The sequence below is a fragment of the Exiguobacterium sp. s191 genome (assembly GCF_018618955.1).
Lineage (GTDB): Bacteria > Bacillota > Bacilli > Exiguobacteriales > Exiguobacteriaceae > Exiguobacterium_A > Exiguobacterium_A abrahamii.
Genome location: NZ_JACSNC010000002.1, coordinates 147,887 through 165,919 on the forward strand (window position 1 = coordinate 147,887; position 18,033 = coordinate 165,919).

At 48.0% G+C, this 18,033-nt stretch carries 17 protein-coding genes; 12 read left to right on the plus strand and 5 right to left on the minus strand.

The features are described from left to right. Positions 1 to 78 precede the first annotated feature (78 nt). From KNQ09_RS12400 to KNQ09_RS12430, 7 genes are all read left to right on the plus strand, one after another. Positions 79 to 1,413, plus strand: a complete 1,335-nt coding sequence (locus KNQ09_RS12400; protein WP_214858703.1) for an alkaline phosphatase — start codon at positions 79 to 81, stop codon at positions 1,411 to 1,413. A 176-nt stretch (positions 1,414 to 1,589) separates the two neighbouring features. Continuing rightward, positions 1,590 to 3,725, plus strand: coding sequence for a (Fe-S)-binding protein (locus tag KNQ09_RS12405; RefSeq protein WP_035399155.1), 2,136 nt, complete (start codon positions 1,590 to 1,592; stop codon positions 3,723 to 3,725). A gap of 155 nt (positions 3,726 to 3,880) precedes the next feature. Further along, positions 3,881 to 4,249 (plus strand): MerR family transcriptional regulator, encoded by a 369-nt coding sequence (locus KNQ09_RS17550; protein ID WP_035399153.1) that lies wholly within the window; start codon positions 3,881 to 3,883, stop codon positions 4,247 to 4,249. Between the two features lie 36 nt (positions 4,250 to 4,285). Further along, positions 4,286 to 5,602, plus strand: coding sequence for a hemolysin family protein (locus tag KNQ09_RS12415; protein ID WP_064300524.1), 1,317 nt, complete (start codon positions 4,286 to 4,288; stop codon positions 5,600 to 5,602). A 179-nt stretch (positions 5,603 to 5,781) separates the two neighbouring features. Then, positions 5,782 to 7,458, plus strand: coding sequence for a LytS/YhcK type 5TM receptor domain-containing protein (locus KNQ09_RS12420; protein ID WP_214858704.1), 1,677 nt, complete (start codon positions 5,782 to 5,784; stop codon positions 7,456 to 7,458). Positions 7,459 to 7,547: 89 nt separating this feature from the next. Beyond that, positions 7,548 to 8,579, plus strand: coding sequence for an aldose epimerase family protein (locus KNQ09_RS12425; protein ID WP_050678898.1), 1,032 nt, complete (start codon positions 7,548 to 7,550; stop codon positions 8,577 to 8,579). Positions 8,580 to 8,649: 70 nt separating this feature from the next. Next, positions 8,650 to 9,504, plus strand: a complete 855-nt coding sequence (locus KNQ09_RS12430) for a DegV family protein (protein WP_214858705.1) — start codon at positions 8,650 to 8,652, stop codon at positions 9,502 to 9,504. A 54-nt stretch (positions 9,505 to 9,558) separates the two neighbouring features. Here the strand turns inward: KNQ09_RS12430 and crcB (KNQ09_RS12435) are convergent, their stop codons facing one another. Beyond that, the gene (gene crcB / locus KNQ09_RS12435; RefSeq protein ID WP_035399149.1) at positions 9,559 to 9,909 is read right to left on the minus strand and encodes a fluoride efflux transporter CrcB; all 351 of its coding nucleotides are present in this window, start codon (positions 9,907 to 9,909) and stop codon (positions 9,559 to 9,561) included. Beyond that, entirely contained in the window at positions 9,910 to 10,308 is a 399-nt protein-coding gene (gene crcB, locus KNQ09_RS12440; RefSeq protein ID WP_214858706.1) for a fluoride efflux transporter CrcB, read from the minus strand. 154 nt (positions 10,309 to 10,462) lie between these two features. On the opposite strand from crcB (KNQ09_RS12440), the gene KNQ09_RS12445 reads away from it, so the two are divergent. The 3 genes from KNQ09_RS12445 (at position 10,463) to KNQ09_RS12455 (ending at position 13,733) form a co-directional block, all read left to right on the plus strand. Beyond that, entirely contained in the window at positions 10,463 to 11,932 is a 1,470-nt protein-coding gene (locus KNQ09_RS12445) for a methyl-accepting chemotaxis protein (RefSeq protein WP_214858707.1), read from the plus strand. Positions 11,933 to 12,044: 112 nt separating this feature from the next. Then, complete coding sequence (locus KNQ09_RS12450; protein WP_214858708.1) at positions 12,045 to 12,980, plus strand: NADP-dependent oxidoreductase; 936 nt, start codon at positions 12,045 to 12,047, stop codon at positions 12,978 to 12,980. A 168-nt stretch (positions 12,981 to 13,148) separates the two neighbouring features. Further along, positions 13,149 to 13,733, plus strand: coding sequence for a DUF4352 domain-containing protein (locus KNQ09_RS12455; protein WP_214858709.1), 585 nt, complete (start codon positions 13,149 to 13,151; stop codon positions 13,731 to 13,733). Between the two features lie 259 nt (positions 13,734 to 13,992). On the opposite strand, the gene KNQ09_RS12460 is transcribed toward KNQ09_RS12455, so the two are convergent. Both KNQ09_RS12460 and KNQ09_RS12465 read right to left on the minus strand, forming a co-directional pair. Then, on the minus strand, positions 13,993 to 14,775 hold the full coding sequence (locus tag KNQ09_RS12460) for a nucleotidyltransferase domain-containing protein (RefSeq protein WP_214858710.1): 783 nt from the start codon (positions 14,773 to 14,775) through the stop codon (positions 13,993 to 13,995). 103 nt (positions 14,776 to 14,878) lie between these two features. Continuing rightward, on the minus strand, positions 14,879 to 15,229 hold the full coding sequence (locus KNQ09_RS12465; protein ID WP_023466835.1) for a winged helix-turn-helix transcriptional regulator: 351 nt from the start codon (positions 15,227 to 15,229) through the stop codon (positions 14,879 to 14,881). A 121-nt stretch (positions 15,230 to 15,350) separates the two neighbouring features. Between KNQ09_RS12465 and KNQ09_RS12470 the strand changes: the two genes are divergently transcribed. Beyond that, positions 15,351 to 16,199 carry a VOC family protein gene (locus KNQ09_RS12470; RefSeq protein WP_214858711.1) on the plus strand — a complete coding sequence of 283 codons (849 nt, stop codon included), beginning with the start codon at positions 15,351 to 15,353 and terminating at the stop codon, positions 16,197 to 16,199. 48 nt (positions 16,200 to 16,247) lie between these two features. Here KNQ09_RS12470 and KNQ09_RS12475 read toward each other — a convergent pair whose 3' ends face one another. Then, positions 16,248 to 17,033 (minus strand): NUDIX domain-containing protein, encoded by a 786-nt coding sequence (locus KNQ09_RS12475; RefSeq protein ID WP_023466838.1) that lies wholly within the window; start codon positions 17,031 to 17,033, stop codon positions 16,248 to 16,250. Positions 17,034 to 17,305: 272 nt separating this feature from the next. Here KNQ09_RS12475 and KNQ09_RS12480 point away from each other — a divergent pair, with 272 nt between their 5' ends. After that, on the plus strand, positions 17,306 to 17,887 hold the full coding sequence (locus tag KNQ09_RS12480; protein WP_053452466.1) for a DedA family protein: 582 nt from the start codon (positions 17,306 to 17,308) through the stop codon (positions 17,885 to 17,887). Positions 17,888 to 18,033 lie beyond the last annotated feature (146 nt).

Genomic DNA, 18,033 nt, shown 5'->3' on the forward strand with positions numbered 1-18,033 from the left:
CCTTAAAGCGGTCTCCATCGTTCATTTACATTCGCTCGGTATGATGAAACCATCATCGTGAACAGGGAGGAAACACAAATGAACAAGAAATGGATGGCGACAGGTATTCTCGGTACAGTGCTTATGACGGGAGTTGCGGGCTATACATATGAATCGGCTCAGCCGGTTGAGGCAAAACAAAACACGAAACAAGCGAAGGTTAAAAATGTCATCTTCATGATCCCGGACGGTTATTCAGCTGCCTATGCAACGAACTATCGCTGGTATCAAGGAGGCGAGGAGACGGAACTCGACGGTCACTTAAAAGGAATGATGCGGACGTATTCGGCAAACACGAAAGTGACCGATTCAGCTGCTGCCGGAACGGCGATGGCAACAGGAACAAAAACAAACAACGGAACAATCGGTATGGATCCAAGTGGAAAAGAAGTGGCGTCTATTCTTGATCGGGCGGATCAAGCCGGCAAAGCAACAGGACTTGTCTCGACATCAGCCATCACCCATGCGACACCAGCTGTTTTTGCATCACACGTCGCAACGCGCGCGAACGAAGCGGACATCGCGAAGCAATACATGGATGAAATGAAAGTCGACGTCTTACTTGGTGGCGGTCAGAAGTTCTTTTTTGATCAGAAAAATGGTGGCGTTCAAGAGGCTGGTAATCTAGTGAAGAAAGCAGAACGAGCAGGATACCAGTATGCGGATTCACTCGAAAGTCTAAATGAGACGGACGGTCGTAAAGTTGTTGGATTGTTTGCAGAAGAAGGAATGGCACCAGAACTGGACCGGGAAAACACGAATCAACCGAGTCTTGCGACGATGACATCGAAAGCCCTGCAAACATTGAAGAAAGATCGCGATGGCTTCTTCTTGATGGTAGAAGGAAGTCAGATTGACTGGGCGGGTCACGCGCATGATGCTGCTTGGGCGATGAAGGATGCAGAAGCGTTCCACCAGGCTGTCGAAAAAGTGCTTCGTTTTGCTGCAAAAGATAAACATACTTTAGTCGTCGTTGCCGGTGACCATGATACAGGTGGTATGTCAGTCGGTGGATACGATGAGTACGTAGCGAAACCGGAAGTCTTGAAAAACGTCAAGGCGACGGGAGATGAGATGGTTCGTCAGTTCAACAACGACTTATCGAACATCGCAACTGTCGTCAAACGAGAAACGACGTTTGATTTGACGGCTGAAGAAATTCAGACGTTGCAAAAAGTGGATGCGAAGAAACGCGTCATGACATTGAATGAGATGATCAGTAAACGAGCGTATGTCGGCTGGACGACTGCCGTGCATACAGGTGTTGACGTTCCGCTCTACGCGTACGGTCCACAAAGCGAACAGTTCAGTGGATTGCATGAAAATACGGACATCCCTGGTCTGATGGCCAATGCGATGAAATTAAAAAAATGACTTATCGGATGTGATTAAATCAAGCGGTGGATGATCCACTGCTTGATTTTTTTGAGTACTTATCTGCTTATGTGACACAGTAAAAACTAAATGAAAAAAATGAATGAATAGCCATTCATTCTATGCTATACTCATTTCAACACAACTGCTTTAGGGGGAAAGGGGTTTGTTCGAACATGAATACGTTTTTACTCATTAACTGGATTGCCTTCCTACTCGTCATCGGCTATGCGGGCTATCTGTTCACGTCACTCGTCAAAAGTCGTTATGCCGCCATTAAACGGGGGAAAAAGGCGGAATGGACACTGACGAACAAAGAACGACTGGACGCGGTCTTAGTCAACGTTTTCGGTCAAAAGAAATTATTAAAGGATAAGAAAAGTGGCGCTATCCACGTCATGATGTTCTACGGCTTCTTACTTGTTCAATTCGGAGCGATCGATTTTATCTGGAAAGGACTCGCCGTCGGTCAGCGTTTCCCGCACGTCCCACTCGGTCCGCTTTATCCGATTTTTACATTCTTCCAAGAAATCGTCATGCTCGTCATCTTGATTGCCGTCGTTTGGGGATTTTATCGCCGGTACGTCGAGAAACTCGTTCGTTTGAAACGAAACTTCATGGCGGGTCTTGCGTTGATTTTCATCGGTGGTTTGATGGTCGCCGTCCTATTCGGAAATGGATTCTTCCTTGTTTATGAGAATCATTCGACGCTCGGTGAACCAGTTGCTTCAAGCATCGCGTTCTTATTCAGTTGGGTGCCGGAATCAGTTGCGTTCGGATTATTCGTTTTCTTCTGGTGGGCGCACTTGCTGTTCTTACTTAGCTTCATGGTTTACATCCCGCAAGGTAAACATGCACACTTGATTGCCGGTACAGCAAACGTCTGGCTCGGTCGAACGTCGAAAGTCGGGCGTTTGGCACCGATCGATCTATCGGTCATGGAAGAGGCAGAAGACGACGAAGCGGAATTCAGCTTCGGGGTCAACCGAATCGAAGATTTCAATCAGAAACAGCTCGTTGATCTATATGCCTGCGTCGAGTGTGGACGCTGTACGAATATGTGCCCAGCGAGTGGAACGGGGAAGATGTTGTCGCCGATGGATTTGATCGTTAAATTACGGGACCATCTCAACATGAAAACGGCAGCCATCACACAGCGCTCGCCATGGGCACCTGCTTTTGCGTTCGAAGGATCGCAAGGAAACCAAATCGCTTCACTGGCAGCAGCCGGACAGATGGATATCGTTCCGGATTCATTGATTGGGAACGTCATTACGGAAGAAGAGATCTGGGCGTGTACGACGTGTCGGAACTGTGAAGATCAGTGTCCGGTCATGAACGAACATGTCGATAAGATCATCGACCTCCGTCGTCATCTCGTCATGATGGAAGGCAAGATGGATCCGGAGATGCAACGGACGATGGCAAACATCGAACGTCAAGGTAATCCATGGGGGATGAACCGGAAAGAACGCGAAAACTGGCGGAAAAACCGGGATGAACTCGTCGTTCCGACAGCAAAGGAGAAGAAAAAAGCGGGCGAAGACTTCGAGTACCTGTTCTGGGTTGGTGCGATGGGATCGTACGATAACCGAAGTCAAAAAATCGCGATGGCGTTTGCACGTATTCTAAATGAGGCAGACATCTCGTTTGCGATTCTCGGAAACGATGAGAAAAACTCAGGGGATACACCGCGCCGGATCGGGAACGAAGTCTTGTTCCAGGAACTCGCAGAAGCCAACATCAAATCATTTGAGAAATATGGCGTCAAAAAGATCGTCACGATTGATCCGCATGCCTACAATACATTTAAAAACGAGTATCCAGACTTCGGACTGAGTCCGGACGTTGAAGTCTATCACCATACGGAATTGCTCGCACGACTGATTGACGAAAAACGGATCACACCGCTCCATGAAGTCAAGGAGCGTGTCGTCTATCACGATTCGTGTTATCTTGGTCGTTACAATGATATTTACGACGCACCACGTTATATTCTCGAGAAGATTCCAGGCATCACGCTCGTCGAGACGGAACGCAACCGGGAAAAAGGGATGTGTTGCGGTGCTGGTGGCGGCATGATGTGGCAAGAAGAAAAAGTCGGCGCACGCGTCAACGTCGCACGGACGGAACAATTGTTGACGGTCCAACCGTCTGTCATTGGGTCAGCATGTCCGTACTGTCTGACGATGCTCAGTGACGGCACGAAGGCGAAGGAAGTCGACGAGGCGGTTGCTACGTACGATGTCGTTGAATTACTGGAACGGTCGATCGTCGGTGTACCAGTCGAAGAACCTGTCGCAACCGTATGAAAAAGTGAGATGAAACGATTATTCTCGTGCGAACGGGAGTAGTCGTTTTTTTCTCTAAAAAAGCGCGACGTTTTACTGTATGGTTTTGACATGATAAGATAAAAGAACTAGCTATGGAAAGGAGGTGAGAATCTTTTGGGAAGGCGTTACTTCGAATCGGTCAGGTCGCGGAGACCACCGGCTTATCAAAACGAACGATCGATTATTACACATCACTCGGTCTGTTAACACCAGAGCGTACTGCGTCTGGCTACCGTCTGTATGACGAATCGGTCATTCATCAAATCGAAAAGATTGAATATTTGAAGTCTCAACGGCTTTCCCTGCAAGAGATTCTTGCTTCTTTTACGGAACGGGAACAAAAAACAGGGGAGACGATTTATCAGGAAGTGAAACAACTTCAGGCGACGGTTGAAGGACTCGAGCAGCGTTTGTTACATTCGACGGATGTCGAAAAACAAGCGATCCGCTTAGAACTGTCCCGGCGTCTGACATTGATTGCTTCCTTGATTGCACAGCTTTAATACAAAACAATGGAGGTGACCCCTGTTTAGGGGATTTTGGATACTATATTATTCATCAATTTATTTTTAGTGGTCTTGTTGATTGCGTTGACGGCGTTTTTCGTCGGATCGGAATTTGCTGTCGTTAAGGTTCGGATGTCGCGTTTGGATCAAATGATTCAAGAAGGGAACAAAAGTGCCGTCCTTGCGAAAAAAATCGCGGGCGATCTCGACTACTATTTGTCTGCCTGTCAGCTTGGTATCACGGTCACGGCACTTGGTCTTGGGGCACTTGGTGAACCAACCGTTGAAAAGATCTTGCATCCTGTTTTCGACGACTTCGGAATCTCTGCTGCTGTTTCGACACTCTTGTCGTTCGGTATCGCATTCGTATCCGTAACGTTCTTACACGTCGTCATCGGTGAACTCGCTCCGAAGACGCTTGCGATTCAGTATGCAGAACGCATGACATTGTTGTTCGCCCGTCCACTTTATGTGTTCGGTAAAATCATGTACCCATTCATTTGGTTACTCAACGGTTCAGCGCGCTTATTCCTCGGTCTGTTCGGTGTCAAACCAGCAGGGCACGAACAAGCCCACTCGGAAGATGAATTGAAAATCATCATGGCGCAAAGTTTCCAAAGTGGTGAAATCAACCAAACGGAACTTGCCCTCATGCAAAACGTCTTTGCGTTTGATGAGCACATCGTCAAAGATTTGATGGTTCCGCGGATGCGGATGGAGACGATCTCGGAACGTTTGACGAAAAATGAACTGATGGAAATCTTCATGGATAATCCGTACACGCGTTACCCGGTCACAGAAGAAAATGATAAAGACCGGATTCTCGGATACGTCAACGTCAAGGAAGTCTTGACGGATTATGCGAACGGGAATGAGCATCCGGTAACGCATTATATCAAGGATTTACCGGTTGTTTCGGAAGTGACGTCGCTTCAAGAGACACTTCGCAAGATGAAACGGACCCGGACCCATCTCGTTCTCGTCGTCGACGAATACGGTGGAACGGCAGGCCTCGTCTCGATGGAAGACTTACTCGAAGAAATCGTCGGTGAAATCCGTGATGAATTCGACGCAGATGAAGTCGAAGAAATCGAACAGGTCAAATCGGACGAGTTCTTGCTCGACGGTACAGTCTTGCTCGCTGACCTGGAAGAACGTTTCAACATTCGCTTTACGAATGTCGAAGATGTCGATACGATCGGTGGCTGGATTCAGATGCACAACATCGATCTTCAGCCAGGTGAGCATATCGACACACCAGACTTCTCCGTCGAAGTGATGGAGATGGAAAACTATCAAATCAACCGCGTCAAGATTTGGTTGCATCCAGCTGAACAAGCAGAAGCATAAAATGGTCGGTTCCTCATGGAGGAACCGGCTTTTTTTTCATCGCATCAGTCAAAAAATCAAGAATGGACGGATTGTGCGAACTTTCGGCAGTCATGATAGGAGAATGCAGAGAGGAGCGGGAATGTAATCTACAGCTACTTTATTGTTAAATCGCGTCCTATGAAACGAGGAGGTATTCCGTGCTCGAGCAGATTCCATTCTTACTGAGTCGTTTAGGTATGTTAGCACTGTTAGCCTTTTTATTGTCCCAGTGGCGCATTTCCCGATACATATTCAAGATGGACCGCGGAATGAATCTTCCACTGCTGTTTGCATTCGTGTCATCCGGTATTTTGATGAACTACGCAGGAATTGAACTTTCGCAAGATACGACGATTGATCCGTTACTTGGATTAGCCGTCGAAAAGGATGCCCTATTGCTCGATACCCGACTCGCTGTCATCGTGACGAGCGGATTGATTGGTGGACCAGTGATCGGCGGCATCACGGGATGTATAGTCGGTCTACACCGCTACGTACTTGGTTCGTTAGGGGCAGAAGCAGGTTGGATCATCGCAATGCTCGCTGGACTTGCGAGCGGTTGGTATCGAAAACGCTGGCGTTTGCATGATGGTTATGCGCTCGTTCCACCGATCGGTATCGTATTGACGGCATTATTGTTCGAAAGTGGGATTACGTTATTAATTGCCCCCGATACGGCAGAAGCGCTTGATTTGATGAGCCGTGCTGCTTTTCCGTTACTGTTCGCGAACATATGTGGGGTCGTACTGTTCATCATGATCTTACGGACACAACTACGACTCGAAGGCGATCTCTTCGTCCGCCAGACCGAGCGTTCCGATCGTCTATTGCAAGCGTTACAACCTTTACGAAAGCAGGGATTGACTTCGGAAGTCGCGCGGCAGATTGGAGCGACGTTATTGAAGGAAACGAAGATGCAACGGATCGTCGTGCTCGGGGCGACAGAGGTCGTCATCGATATGACGGACCAGCAACCAGCAGTCTGTGGCGAGCAACCGAGACGTGAGGAACAACGATGGATCGAAGCAGAAGAACCCGTCCGACAGGAAGACGAGCAGACGGGACAAATTCTCAGTTTTCATCCGATGCGCATTAACGGTCAAAAGGCAGGTGTCATCTGTTACTTTTCGAAAGACTTATTTGACGACACTGTCGAGCGGATGACGGAACAACTCGTCCGTTTATTAGCACGAGAGCTACACATGCACCGAGAAGATCAGTTGCTCCGATTAAGTGGGAGAAAGATGAAACCGATGTTACATGTCAGCTATCTAAAAGGTATCATCGAAGAAATCCAGCGGACAGCTGATCCGGGAACTCCTGTGAAACATCAATTGAATGCCCTGCTTCAACTTTTGACGGCAGCGACGCGACATGATGAACATCCACTACGCGAGGAACTGGCGACCCTGAAGGCCTATTTATCACTAGAAGGAACACGGCGTCGCCCGAATCAACTGACCTCCGCCGATATCACGGTCGATCTTGATATCGAGACCGCTGTTGAAGAATACTTCGTCTTTCCATTCCTTGTGACGCAGCTTGTCGATAATGCACTGCGTCATGCGTTCGTAAAGGCAGGACGACATCACCGGATTGATGTCCGTGCCTTTAGGGCGACGACGGACTGGGTCATCGAAGTCACGGATAATGGACAAGGGATGCCGCTTGCCGTGATGCAACAACTGAATCAACAGGAAGCGGGAGATTCGAACCTGTTCCTGATTCGACGCGCATTAAACGTGACATACGGTCCGACTGCAACATTACACGTCCACTCGATCATCCATCAAGGGACTCGGATCGAAGTGCGATTACCACTTCCGTCTCTGTAACAACAATGGTCTTTTGCCATTGTTGTTTTTTTGTCTCGTTCCGAGGGTAAATACGAAAACAGGAAAATGTATCGTACAGGAGGAAGCAGATGATGATTACGACAACAGAAGTGGGACAACTAGGTGATCAGTCCTTGTTACGATTCACGTTACAGAATGTGCATGGGCATAGTATCGATATCTTGAACCGAGGCGCAAAAATTCTTGCCATCCGGGTTCCGGATCAGCATGGAATGATCGAAAATGTCGTACTCGCGTTTGACGACCTATCAGAATATCAGGATGATCCGCATCACTTAGGCGCCACGATCGGACGCGTCGGCGGAAGAATTGCGAATGGCGCATTCGCGTTAGAAGGGATGACGTACGTTCTTGAGCAAAATGAGGGTGAACATCACCTCCATGGAGGAAGCGAAAATTGGGCGAACCGGATGTTCACACACGAAATCAACGACGACAAACTTGTTCTACGTTTAGATAGTCCGAGTGGTGAGAACGGCTATCCGGGTCACTTGTCGTTCACGCTGACGTTCGAATGGACGGATGAGAACGTCCTGCATATTCATTATGAAGCGGAGACGACAGCTTCGACACCATTCAGTCCGACGAATCATACGTACTTTAACTTGACGGGTGAAGCAAAAACGACGATCGAACAGCATCTGTTACGAATGGATGCACCTTTTTATGTTCCGTTGACAAAAGATGCGGTACCGACCGGTGACATTCTCCCGGTAACAGACACCGTCTTTGATTTTTCGGAAGCTCGTCCGCTACATGAAGTGACACACGCACCAGACGAAGAGTTGCGTCAAGCAGGTAGTGGTGTCGATCACCCCTTTTTACTCAGAGAGGGTGGGGAAATCGTTCTCGACGAACCAATCAGTGGTAGACGTTTGCGCGTCGTGACGGATCAACCGGGAGTTGTCGTTTACACCGCTAATCACTTGTCAGGCGAGTTTACGATTTGTGGAAGACGAGCAACGCCATACCTTGGCATCTGTTTTGAGACACAAGGGTTGCCGGATGCGATCAACCAACCGAATTTTCCTTCCGTCGTCTTACATGCCGGCAAACACTATCATAAGCGCACATCGTTTCATTTTCAGATGATGTCATGACGTTTCTTGCGATTTCCACTTCTGTATATGGTAGGATAAAGCGAGAAGAATCTAACGGAGGCTAAGGAAAATGACTAAAATAGCATGGGTGACCGATAGTATGGCCTATTTCACGAAGGAAGAGGCAGAAGCGATCGGCGTCAATGTCGTACCGATTCAAATCTTACTCGGTGATACGGCGTACCAAGAGAATGCGATCACGGTCGAGCGTTTGTTCCGTGCGCTAGATGCGGACAAAAAGCTGATTGCCAAAACATCACAACCAATCTTTGGGGAGTTCGTTGGAACGTACGAACGTCTGAAAGAAGAAGGTTATGACTGTGCCATTGCAGTGCACTGTACGAACGGGCTCTCAAGTACCGTCCAAAGTTCAGCATCAGCAGCGGAAGCAGCCAGCTTCCCGGTTCATATCATCGACTCGCATACAGCGTTTGAGAACCAACAAGAGTTCATTCGTTACGGGATGGAGCTCGCGGCACAGGGGAAATCCGTCGAGGAAATCGTCGCTGCCTTACAAGCGTTGACGAAAAAGACCCATTTCTATATGATCGTCGGTAATATGGAGACGATGCGTCGTGGTGGACGTGTCTCATCTGGTGACTTGTTCCTTGCGAACCTACTCAGCATCAAACCGATCATCACGACGGATGAAGCAGGAAAAATCGTACCATTCAAAAAAGCACGTTCTTTAAAGAAAGCTTACATTGAAATGGTTAAACAAATCGACGAATCGATGCGTCAGCACACGTTCTATAAGAACCGGATTTATGTCGCGACGACGATGGCACCGGAAATGGCAGCGGAACTGCGGCGGCAAGTCGCAGCGAAGTTCCCGGATTTGACGATTCTCGAAGGCACGTTCGGACCAGCAATCGGGACGCATGCCGGAGCAGAGACGGTTGGTCTATTCTGGATGAATGATTAAATTAAAACGGATACGACAAGAGGCGACGGATTTTTCCGTCGCCTCTTGTTTCGTTCAAGCTGTAAGTGTGATTCCAAGGAAAGCTGCAAGAATTCCGAAACCGTAGCTTGAGATGAGATAGAGGGTAAGTACTTTACGATTTCCGTCCTGAAATAACTGCAACGTCTCGATTTTGAATGTTGAGAACGTTGTAAATGATCCAAGGAAACCGGTACCTAAGAGTAACGTCCATGTCGTATCCAGATGCGCACCGATGACGAGACCAAGCAAAAACGAACCGATTACGTTAATCAGGAACGTCGCTAGTGGAAATTCACGTTTCCAAACCGTCTTCATCCATTGACTGACGGCAAACCGACTGATGGCGCCGCAAAAAGCACCGATGGCAAGAGCAAGTAACGTCATTCACTCACGTCCTTTCGTCACGTGACGAAGTCGTCGTGTTCCGAGCGCGTAACCGACATAAGACAGGAACAAACCGCCGAATAGACTGACGAGTACGTAGAGGAACGCGTCCGCTAAATGATGTTCGTTGAGTAAGGTCACGGTCTCGACGCTGAATGTCGAAAACGTCGTAAAGGAGCCGATGAAACCCGTGCCGATGGCTGTGATCGCATATTGATGTAAGAGTTTCGTTCGAAATAAAAAGTGTGTCGCATAGCCGAGAAGAAAACTCCCGATCAAGTTGATGACAAGCGTTGGCCACGGGAAAGGACCAGTCGTCAAGTCGCTAATCAGCAGTCCGAGCCCATAACGCGCAGAGGCACCCAGTACCCCCGCGAAACCAACGAGTACATACAGCATATGAATCCTCTTTTCTGAAAAAAGTCTACGTTAACCGTACTCCCGCTCTCAAGAAAGCGTCAAGAAAAAAAGTCACGCGAGGGACTTAACGATTGAATTCTTTCTGCCGATGAACAACTGTATGACTTTAATAAGGTGAAGGAGTTTGAACAAGATGGTATCTGCCCTCGAGCAACAAAGTACAAAGATTTTGTCCCGCCTGATTGCAACGTTAATTACGATCGCGCATCCATTGATTTTCTTATTTGCGCAAATGAATTACGTCCCAATCAGTGTGTTTTATCAGTTTTTAGTCGGTGGTTTGATCTTGACGGTCGCGTTGCTTGTGGGTAACCGCCTACTTGGACATCGTCCAAGCGGGAAGTACGTCCAAGTGACATTAACGTATTTCGTCCTCGCTCTAGTCTTGATGACATTGCCGTCGCCGAGTATTTGGACGATCGTCTATCTCTACTTGACGATTTCAATCGTTTATTTGATTCCGCGTTTGGTCATTCTCGCCGGAATCCTTGGACTCGTTGAGATGGCAGTATTCACAATGCTGGGAACGATTGTCTTTACGAATACATTCGACTTGATCGTCGCCTATGTCATCTATTTGATGATTTTCTCAGCAGCTGTTTTTGTCGCCGTCTTTGGACGGAACGTCATGCTAGCCGTCCGCCAAGAACAAGAACGGTCGGAAGCCTACGCGGCAACATCGCAAATTGCTCTCGAACAAACGGCAGCAACCGCAACGGAAGTAACGACGTTCACGGAAGAGATGAGTGAAACGGTCGACGCAGCGAAGGATTCCTTCAGTCAGGTTGATCTAGCGATGCAACAGCTGGCACATGATGCAGCAGGAAGCGTTCAAGCGATTCGTGAAATTCGCCAATTGAACGACCAGCAAGTCAATCGGATGGAGGATGTGACCGTTTCTGTCGACCACGCACTCGAGCGAAGTTCGTCCTCGCGAACGACAGCCGAAAAGAGCAGGCAGACAATTGGTCTTGCCGGACAATCCTTACAACAATTGACGACGAGCATGGATGAGTCGGTCACGTCGTTCGGACAACTCGCCGGACGTTTTCAGGAAATCGTCGCCATCACGTCGAGCATTAATGCGATTGCGGCACAAACGAACCTGCTTAGTCTTAACGCGTCGATCGAAGCAGCTCGTGCGGGTGAGTTCGGAAAAGGCTTTACGGTCGTTGCGCAAGAAATTCGTAATCTATCAGCACAGACGGCAGAAGCGTCGAAGGAAATCAATGCGATCATCGAACGTGTTGATCAGGACGTTACGCAAACGGGCAACTCCATTCATGCCAGTACGACATTACTACGTGAGCAGGAAGAGCGAATGGCCGAGAGTCAGTTAGCGCTACAGACGATTGAGATGGATGCAACGGAAGTCGTCGGTTCGATCCAGTCGGCGCAGACCCAGTTCGCGACGATGACGAGTAGTCTTACTGCTATCACGACAGCAACCGGTCAACTCGACACGTTCATGAATGCCTTGCTTTCACAAAGTGAGTCATTATCCGGTTTGACACGTCATCAAGTCGGTCAGGTCATGGAACTGCAGCAGGCGATTCATGCCTTGAATGAGACAGCATCCACCCTTCAACAAACGAATGCTTAACGAAACAGCTCTTCATCGATTGATGGAGAGCTGTCGTGTATCTTCAGACTGTTTGTCGTTGTTACGGACGGGGAAGAAGATAGGGAACGATTATCGAAGGAGGAGTCAACGGATGAAGGCAGCTTACATTGAACAGTATGGTGGATCGGAACAATTCAAGGTCGGAGAACTGGACAAGCCAGTCATTGGACCAGATGATGTTTTAATCGAAGTCTATGCCGCGAGTGTGAACCCGGTCGATTGGAAACTACGCGAAGGCTATTTGCGTCAGATGTTGAGCTATGAGATGCCGCTCGTCATCGGTTGGGACGTTGCCGGTGTGATTCAGGAAGTCGGAGAAAACGTCTCGGATCTTCAAGTCGGGGACGCCGTTTTCAGTCGCCCGGAAATTGCTCGTCAAGGAACATATGCCGAGTATGTCGCAGTCGATGCGCACCTCGTCGTCAAAAAACCAGAATCGCTTAGTTTTGCTGAAGCAGCGTCTCTTCCACTCGTTTCGCATACAGCATGGCAAGTCATGTTCGAAGTGATGGATGCGAAGCCGGGTGACCGGATCTTTATTGGTGCCGGATCAGGGGGCGTCGGAACGGTTGCGATTCAACTCGCAAAAGCAAACGGTTTGTACGTTATCACGTCAACAAGTACGAAAAACGTCGACTGGGTAAAAGCGCTTGGAGCCGACGAAGTCATCGACTACAAACAAAAAAACCCAGCCGATCGTGTTCGGGATATCGATTTTGTATTCGATACGATGGGCGGCGACAAGCAAGGGGAACTGTATCAGATGCTGAAGCCGAACGGAATGCTCGTCTCGATTTCCACACCACCGGATGAAGAGCAAGCGAAGCAACATAATGCACGATCTGCGTATGTCTTCATGCAACCAACCGGTGAACGTTTGCGACATATCGCTAAAGCCGTCGAACGTGGTGAGCTACAACCTGTCGTTGATCGGATTTTTGATCTGGATCAAATCAAGGAAGCACATGATTATGGCGAAGAAGGGCACGCAAAAGGAAAAATCGTCATCCGGGTCAAAGGAGAATAAGGAGAGGAGGACGCTGAAATTAGCGTTCTCTTTTATTTTTTGTCAATCTTTTTATCGAACCATAAACAAAAAATAACCTGGTTAAAAAAGTGTAAAGGATAAGGGGTTGCTTCTTCCTATACTAAGGCTATCAGACGTGAGTCAGCCACATTAAAAGGAGGAAGTAACATGAAAAAAGGATTGAAGTGGGCAGGAATCATCGTGATCGGCGCAGTCATTTTAGGAAACCTAGGAGATGACGAAGAGCAAGCAGCACCGGAGAAAAAAGTAGCAGTCGAACAAGAAGCAGTCAAATCAGAAGCAAAACCAGTAAAAGCAAAAGCAGCCGCGAAGCCGGTCAAGAAAACGTACGGGGTGAATGATCAGGTAAAGGTCGGGAAACTGACGTACGTCGTCAACGACGTCAAGATGGTCGATACGTTGTCGAACGTTCTCGGCGAAAAGAAAACATCAGGACAATTTTTAGTCATCGGTTTGACGATTCTAAACGGAGATAAGGAAGAGCGATTCGTCGACAGCAACATGTTTAAAGTCAATGTCGGTGATACGGAATACTCAGCCGATACGGAACTCGATCTTTATGCGAATGAAGACGGGATGGGCTTCTTCTTAGAGACGATCAACCCGAATATCGAGAAAACCGGCAACATCGTCTTCGAATTACCGAAACAGGTGAAAAATCCGAAGCTTGAAGTCTCATCTGGCTTTGGCTGGGCAGGTGGACAATCAAAAGAGATTCAACTGACACAGTAATGAGTGACCATAGAAGAGATTCAATAAAAGAATGACGCGTCTTTTCACGCCCTTTCCTCAGGCGAGACACAAGCCAGTTTTCCTGCTTCATTTAAGCAGGAAAGCGGGTCTTGTTTGTCTCTGACAGCGCATAAATGCGCTTTTCCTGTAGGAGTGGCGTGAAACGCATCATTCTTTTTGTTACGAGATAAGGGTGGCAGATCATTATTCTGCCATCCTTATCTTTGTGGAAACTGACTTTTGAGTCAGCCCCTTCTTATTACCGTTCTGATTGTTGGATCGAGAGTTCAGGCGTTAATCGATCGAGTAAAGCGAGCGTCTCCGGATGAGAGGCAAGCGTCTGGTCGAGCGCGCTTCGTTCGGTCTCTAAACAAGCCAAATAACGTTGAACCGCTTCAGCGTGCGTTGCGGGTGTCAGGACGTCGTAGATTGCTTCAAGAGCAAGGCGTGGATGGTCTGGCAATGTCGTCGGAATCGTCTTTAATCCGAGTTGTGCTCGTTCAGGAGCATGATGATGGAGTAATACTTTTGCGAACTTGATCAAGGCGCTACGGAGCATCTCGACTGCCCATAAGTCATTTCCCCGTGCTGCTGCTTTTTTATATTGAAACAAGAACCAGACTGCATCGATCGCTTCATCGGCCGCTTCTTGAGCAGAAAGCGTTAAGTCGCAAGTATCGGTAAAGTCCGTCAACTGTTCTTGTGGATCATACAAGACACGCAATTGATCCTTATGGTTCAGTGAGTCAAGCGTCACCGTAAACAAATCGATATGTAGCAGATCATCATAGACGACAATCATTTGTGGAGCGATGATATTAATCTCATCTTTCCAGATGATCGAACGATAAGCAGAAAGATGGGACAAACGACGTGATAAGAATTTTGTTTGACGTTCTTCTGAGACGAGACAGTACAGATCGATGTCTGAATGAACATCTTCTTCTCCCCGTCCAAAAGATCCTTTCAAAAAGATGGCTTCGACTGCAGGATCTTGTTTGAGTCGAGCAACCAGTTGCTCGATCGCATGAAGTTGATGCATGAGGACTCATTCCTTTCCAAAAACAGAAGTCTATTACGTCAGTATACGGGATAATAGACAGGTTTTTCCATAAAAAATGAGAAATCACATCGGAATGGATTCCTCATTGAGAAGCAGAAGCGAGTTTTTCTTTATGTTCAAGATGGAGGACATGTTGTTCCCCCCATGCATTGATCGCGTCAAGGACTGGAATGAGCGTCCGACCATAATCCGTCAGAGAGTACTCGACACGGGGTGGGACTTCTTGATAAATCTCGCGATGAACGATATCGTTCAGTTCGAGCTCACGCAGTTGAGCCGTCAGCATTTTTTGGGTAATGTTCGGCAATTGTCGTTTCAATTCACTGAAGCGGAGCGTTCCGTGTGTGATCAAGACGAGTAAAATCGACGGCTTCCATTTTCCGGTCAAGATTTCGAGTGCTGTCTCGACCCGACAGCTTGGTGTCTCTTCCATCAGTCTTCCTCCTTCATGGTATCGTTTAGGATACTATACCACTTATTCGTGCCTACTTCCGCTTCGATCGTTTCCGCGTAATAATAGGGATACGAGCTATTTCATTGAAGGAGGAAACAACATGTCCATTCATCCACAAATCACACTCGGTCCTGTTCGCTTGCGTATTACGGACCTTGCCCGTTCGATTTCATTTTATACAACGTCACTCGGATTACGCGTGCTGACGCAAACGGATCAGTTGACGGTACTCGGTGCACAAGATACACCACTCGTTGAACTTGAAGTCCATCCGAATGCCCGCCGTTTTCCACCGAACTCGGTCGCCGGGTTATATCATTTTGCGATTTTGCTACCGAACCGAAAAGAACTTGGTTTCGTCATCCGGAATTTGATTGCACAAGGGATCGAGATTGGTCAAGGCGACCATCTCGTCAGTGAAGCCTTTTACCTATCGGATCCAGATGGGAACGGGATCGAGATTTATGCCGATCGTCCACGTGAGACGTGGACGTATGAAGCTAATGGTGACGTCAAAATGACGACGGATCCCGTCGATTGGCAAAGTATGCTCGTCGAAGCGGGAGAAGAAGACTGGTATGGCATGCCGAGCGATACGGTCATGGGACATGTCCATTTCCACGTCAAGACACTCGAAGCAGCACGGTCATTTTATGTCGAGACGCTCGGCTTTGAAGTTGCCGCTGACGCTTCGCGGATGCGTGCATTGTTCGTTGCTGCCGGTGGCTATCACCATCACATCGGTCTGAACGTCTGGTCTGGTGTCAACGCACCGACGAATCCGGAAGATGCGGTCGGACTCGTCTACTGGACACTACGTTATCCGGATCAAGCGACGCTCCAAGCAGCGATCGAGGCGTTGAAGTCTTCCGCTTATACCGTTACGGATCAAGCAGGCGATGTCTATGTCACCGATGATGCCGGAATTACCGCTCGATTGACAACGTAACCGAAAAAAATCCCCTTGCAGTGAAAACACTGTAAGGGGATTTTTGGTTTACCGTGAAGACGACGTTGCGTTACCGTCGTACCGACTGATCAGTTCATACGGTCTGACTTTATATAAGGCATGCGGGAAGTAATGGGGATCCATTGCATCAAGCGTCCGCAACTGAAAGTGTTCCCGTTTGATATACTCACTCAGCGAGTCACGTGTCAGTGGGAAGAAGCCGACATCCGTCGTTTCGCCTTCTTGTGTCGCGAGTTCACCACCAACGGCTTTCCCACGGAAACAAACGCACAGGACGTGACTTGAGACATTTTGATAGATACCGGTGATGCCATCGATTGTGACATCAACACCGGTTTCTTCTTTGACTTCCCGTTTAATGGCGTCAAGAATCGACTCGTGATTTTCGACTTGTCCACCCGGCATCTCATACGTATCACCCCGGTGGAGGTTGCGGACGAGCAGGACTTCACCGGCATCGTTCGTGATGTACGCGGTCACGCTGACGATCGCGCGAGGGGGAGCATACGTACCGGTCGCTGTCATGAAATCTTCATAGGATTTGATATAGAGGTTTTTGCCGAGACGCGCGCGCTTCTTCATCGCTTCGCGACGTAAAGCACTGTTGCGGACATCACGATCGACTTGTTCGTAATGTTCACGGTCGCGATATTCCCAAATGGCGATGACTTCATCTTCTGCCTCGGTCACCCAGCGACCAACAAGACGGGCACCATGGCTGACTTGGAGCGGGTACAAATAGGTATGGAAAAACTCAGTGAATTCTTCTAGGCGTTCGGGACGAATCGTATAGGTCTTCCGGCGATGTAACATGGAAATTCCTCCTATCAGATGAGCGTTCAGATGTACGTTGTACCCCTTCTCGAACGGACGGATGAAACCCTTTTTCTCGATGTGGGAAAAGGAGTTTTTATTGAACGATTGCGTATACATGTCCTACGGTCTACGTGACTTTAAATCATCGATGATGATCTCTTTTGATCGGAAAAGTATAACTAAAGAAGAACTTAAGAAATGGATAGGGCTCAACTTCAGAAAAATCGGGGATACTGAAAATAGAGAGAAACAGAAAGAAGGGATACGTGATGGATATCATGGCACTCGTCCGCCTGGCTGGCGGAATCATGTTCACCCCATTGTCGGACGATGTCTTGATGATGAGTTTTGCAGCACTTCGATTACGAGAGGGGATGTACCCGGTCGTCATCTGGTTGACCGCATGGCCGGTCTTCTTCATCGCCTTTACGTGGTTTTATCTACTTGCTCGGTTCTTCCGTGAGATTCCGCTCGTCAAACGGTGGATGAAGTCACGTTTCTTAGAACGAGCAGAAACGATCATCGAACGACGCGGGTTATGGGCGATCGGACTATCGTTCTTCTTACCCGGCGTCAGACATCCGATTCATTATGTCGCCGGACTCCTCGGTTATCCGTTACCTCGTTATTTAGTAATGACATTCTTAGCAGCAGGCGTGTATACAGGACTCTGGACTTTTTTGATCGTCCGGATCGGAGAAGCTGTGACGTGGTCGGAGCTGTGGAACTGGCTTCAGGTGAATCCCGGAATCATCAGTGCGATCGTAGTCATCTTAATCGGTCTAGTAGTAACAGGTATCGTATATCATCGGCGTCAAAAGGAATCAGTCGAGGAAAGTTCTTCAATATAAAAACATCACACGAGCAAGCGAATCCAGATCAGGATTCGCTTTTTTAGATGAAGTTTGGTTTTATGAATAAGGATAGTTTTTTGAAATAAGAAGTAATCTACAAGAAAAGTGAAATCATTGTCAAAAAAAGACGTTTTTCACTTCTT

Coding starts and splice junctions, on each gene's coding strand:
- KNQ09_RS12465 (WP_023466835.1), bottom strand. CDS start 15,229: ATGGAAGAGACACCAAGCTGTCGGGTCGAGACAGCACTCGAAATCTTG.
- KNQ09_RS12425 (WP_050678898.1), top strand. CDS start 7,548: ATGATGATTACGACAACAGAAGTGGGACAACTAGGTGATCAGTCCTTG.
- crcB (WP_214858706.1), bottom strand. CDS start 10,308: ATGCTGTATGTACTCGTTGGTTTCGCGGGGGTACTGGGTGCCTCTGCG.
- KNQ09_RS12460 (WP_214858710.1), bottom strand. CDS start 14,775: ATGCATCAACTTCATGCGATCGAGCAACTGGTTGCTCGACTCAAACAA.
- KNQ09_RS12480 (WP_053452466.1), top strand. CDS start 17,306: ATGGATATCATGGCACTCGTCCGCCTGGCTGGCGGAATCATGTTCACC.
- KNQ09_RS12475 (WP_023466838.1), bottom strand. CDS start 17,033: ATGTTACATCGCCGGAAGACCTATACGATTCGTCCCGAACGCCTAGAA.
- KNQ09_RS12405 (WP_035399155.1), top strand. CDS start 1,590: ATGAATACGTTTTTACTCATTAACTGGATTGCCTTCCTACTCGTCATC.
- KNQ09_RS12400 (WP_214858703.1), top strand. CDS start 79: ATGAACAAGAAATGGATGGCGACAGGTATTCTCGGTACAGTGCTTATG.
- KNQ09_RS12445 (WP_214858707.1), top strand. CDS start 10,463: ATGGTATCTGCCCTCGAGCAACAAAGTACAAAGATTTTGTCCCGCCTG.
- KNQ09_RS12450 (WP_214858708.1), top strand. CDS start 12,045: ATGAAGGCAGCTTACATTGAACAGTATGGTGGATCGGAACAATTCAAG.
- crcB (WP_035399149.1), bottom strand. CDS start 9,909: ATGACGTTACTTGCTCTTGCCATCGGTGCTTTTTGCGGCGCCATCAGT.
- KNQ09_RS12470 (WP_214858711.1), top strand. CDS start 15,351: ATGTCCATTCATCCACAAATCACACTCGGTCCTGTTCGCTTGCGTATT.
- KNQ09_RS12455 (WP_214858709.1), top strand. CDS start 13,149: ATGAAAAAAGGATTGAAGTGGGCAGGAATCATCGTGATCGGCGCAGTC.
- KNQ09_RS12430 (WP_214858705.1), top strand. CDS start 8,650: ATGACTAAAATAGCATGGGTGACCGATAGTATGGCCTATTTCACGAAG.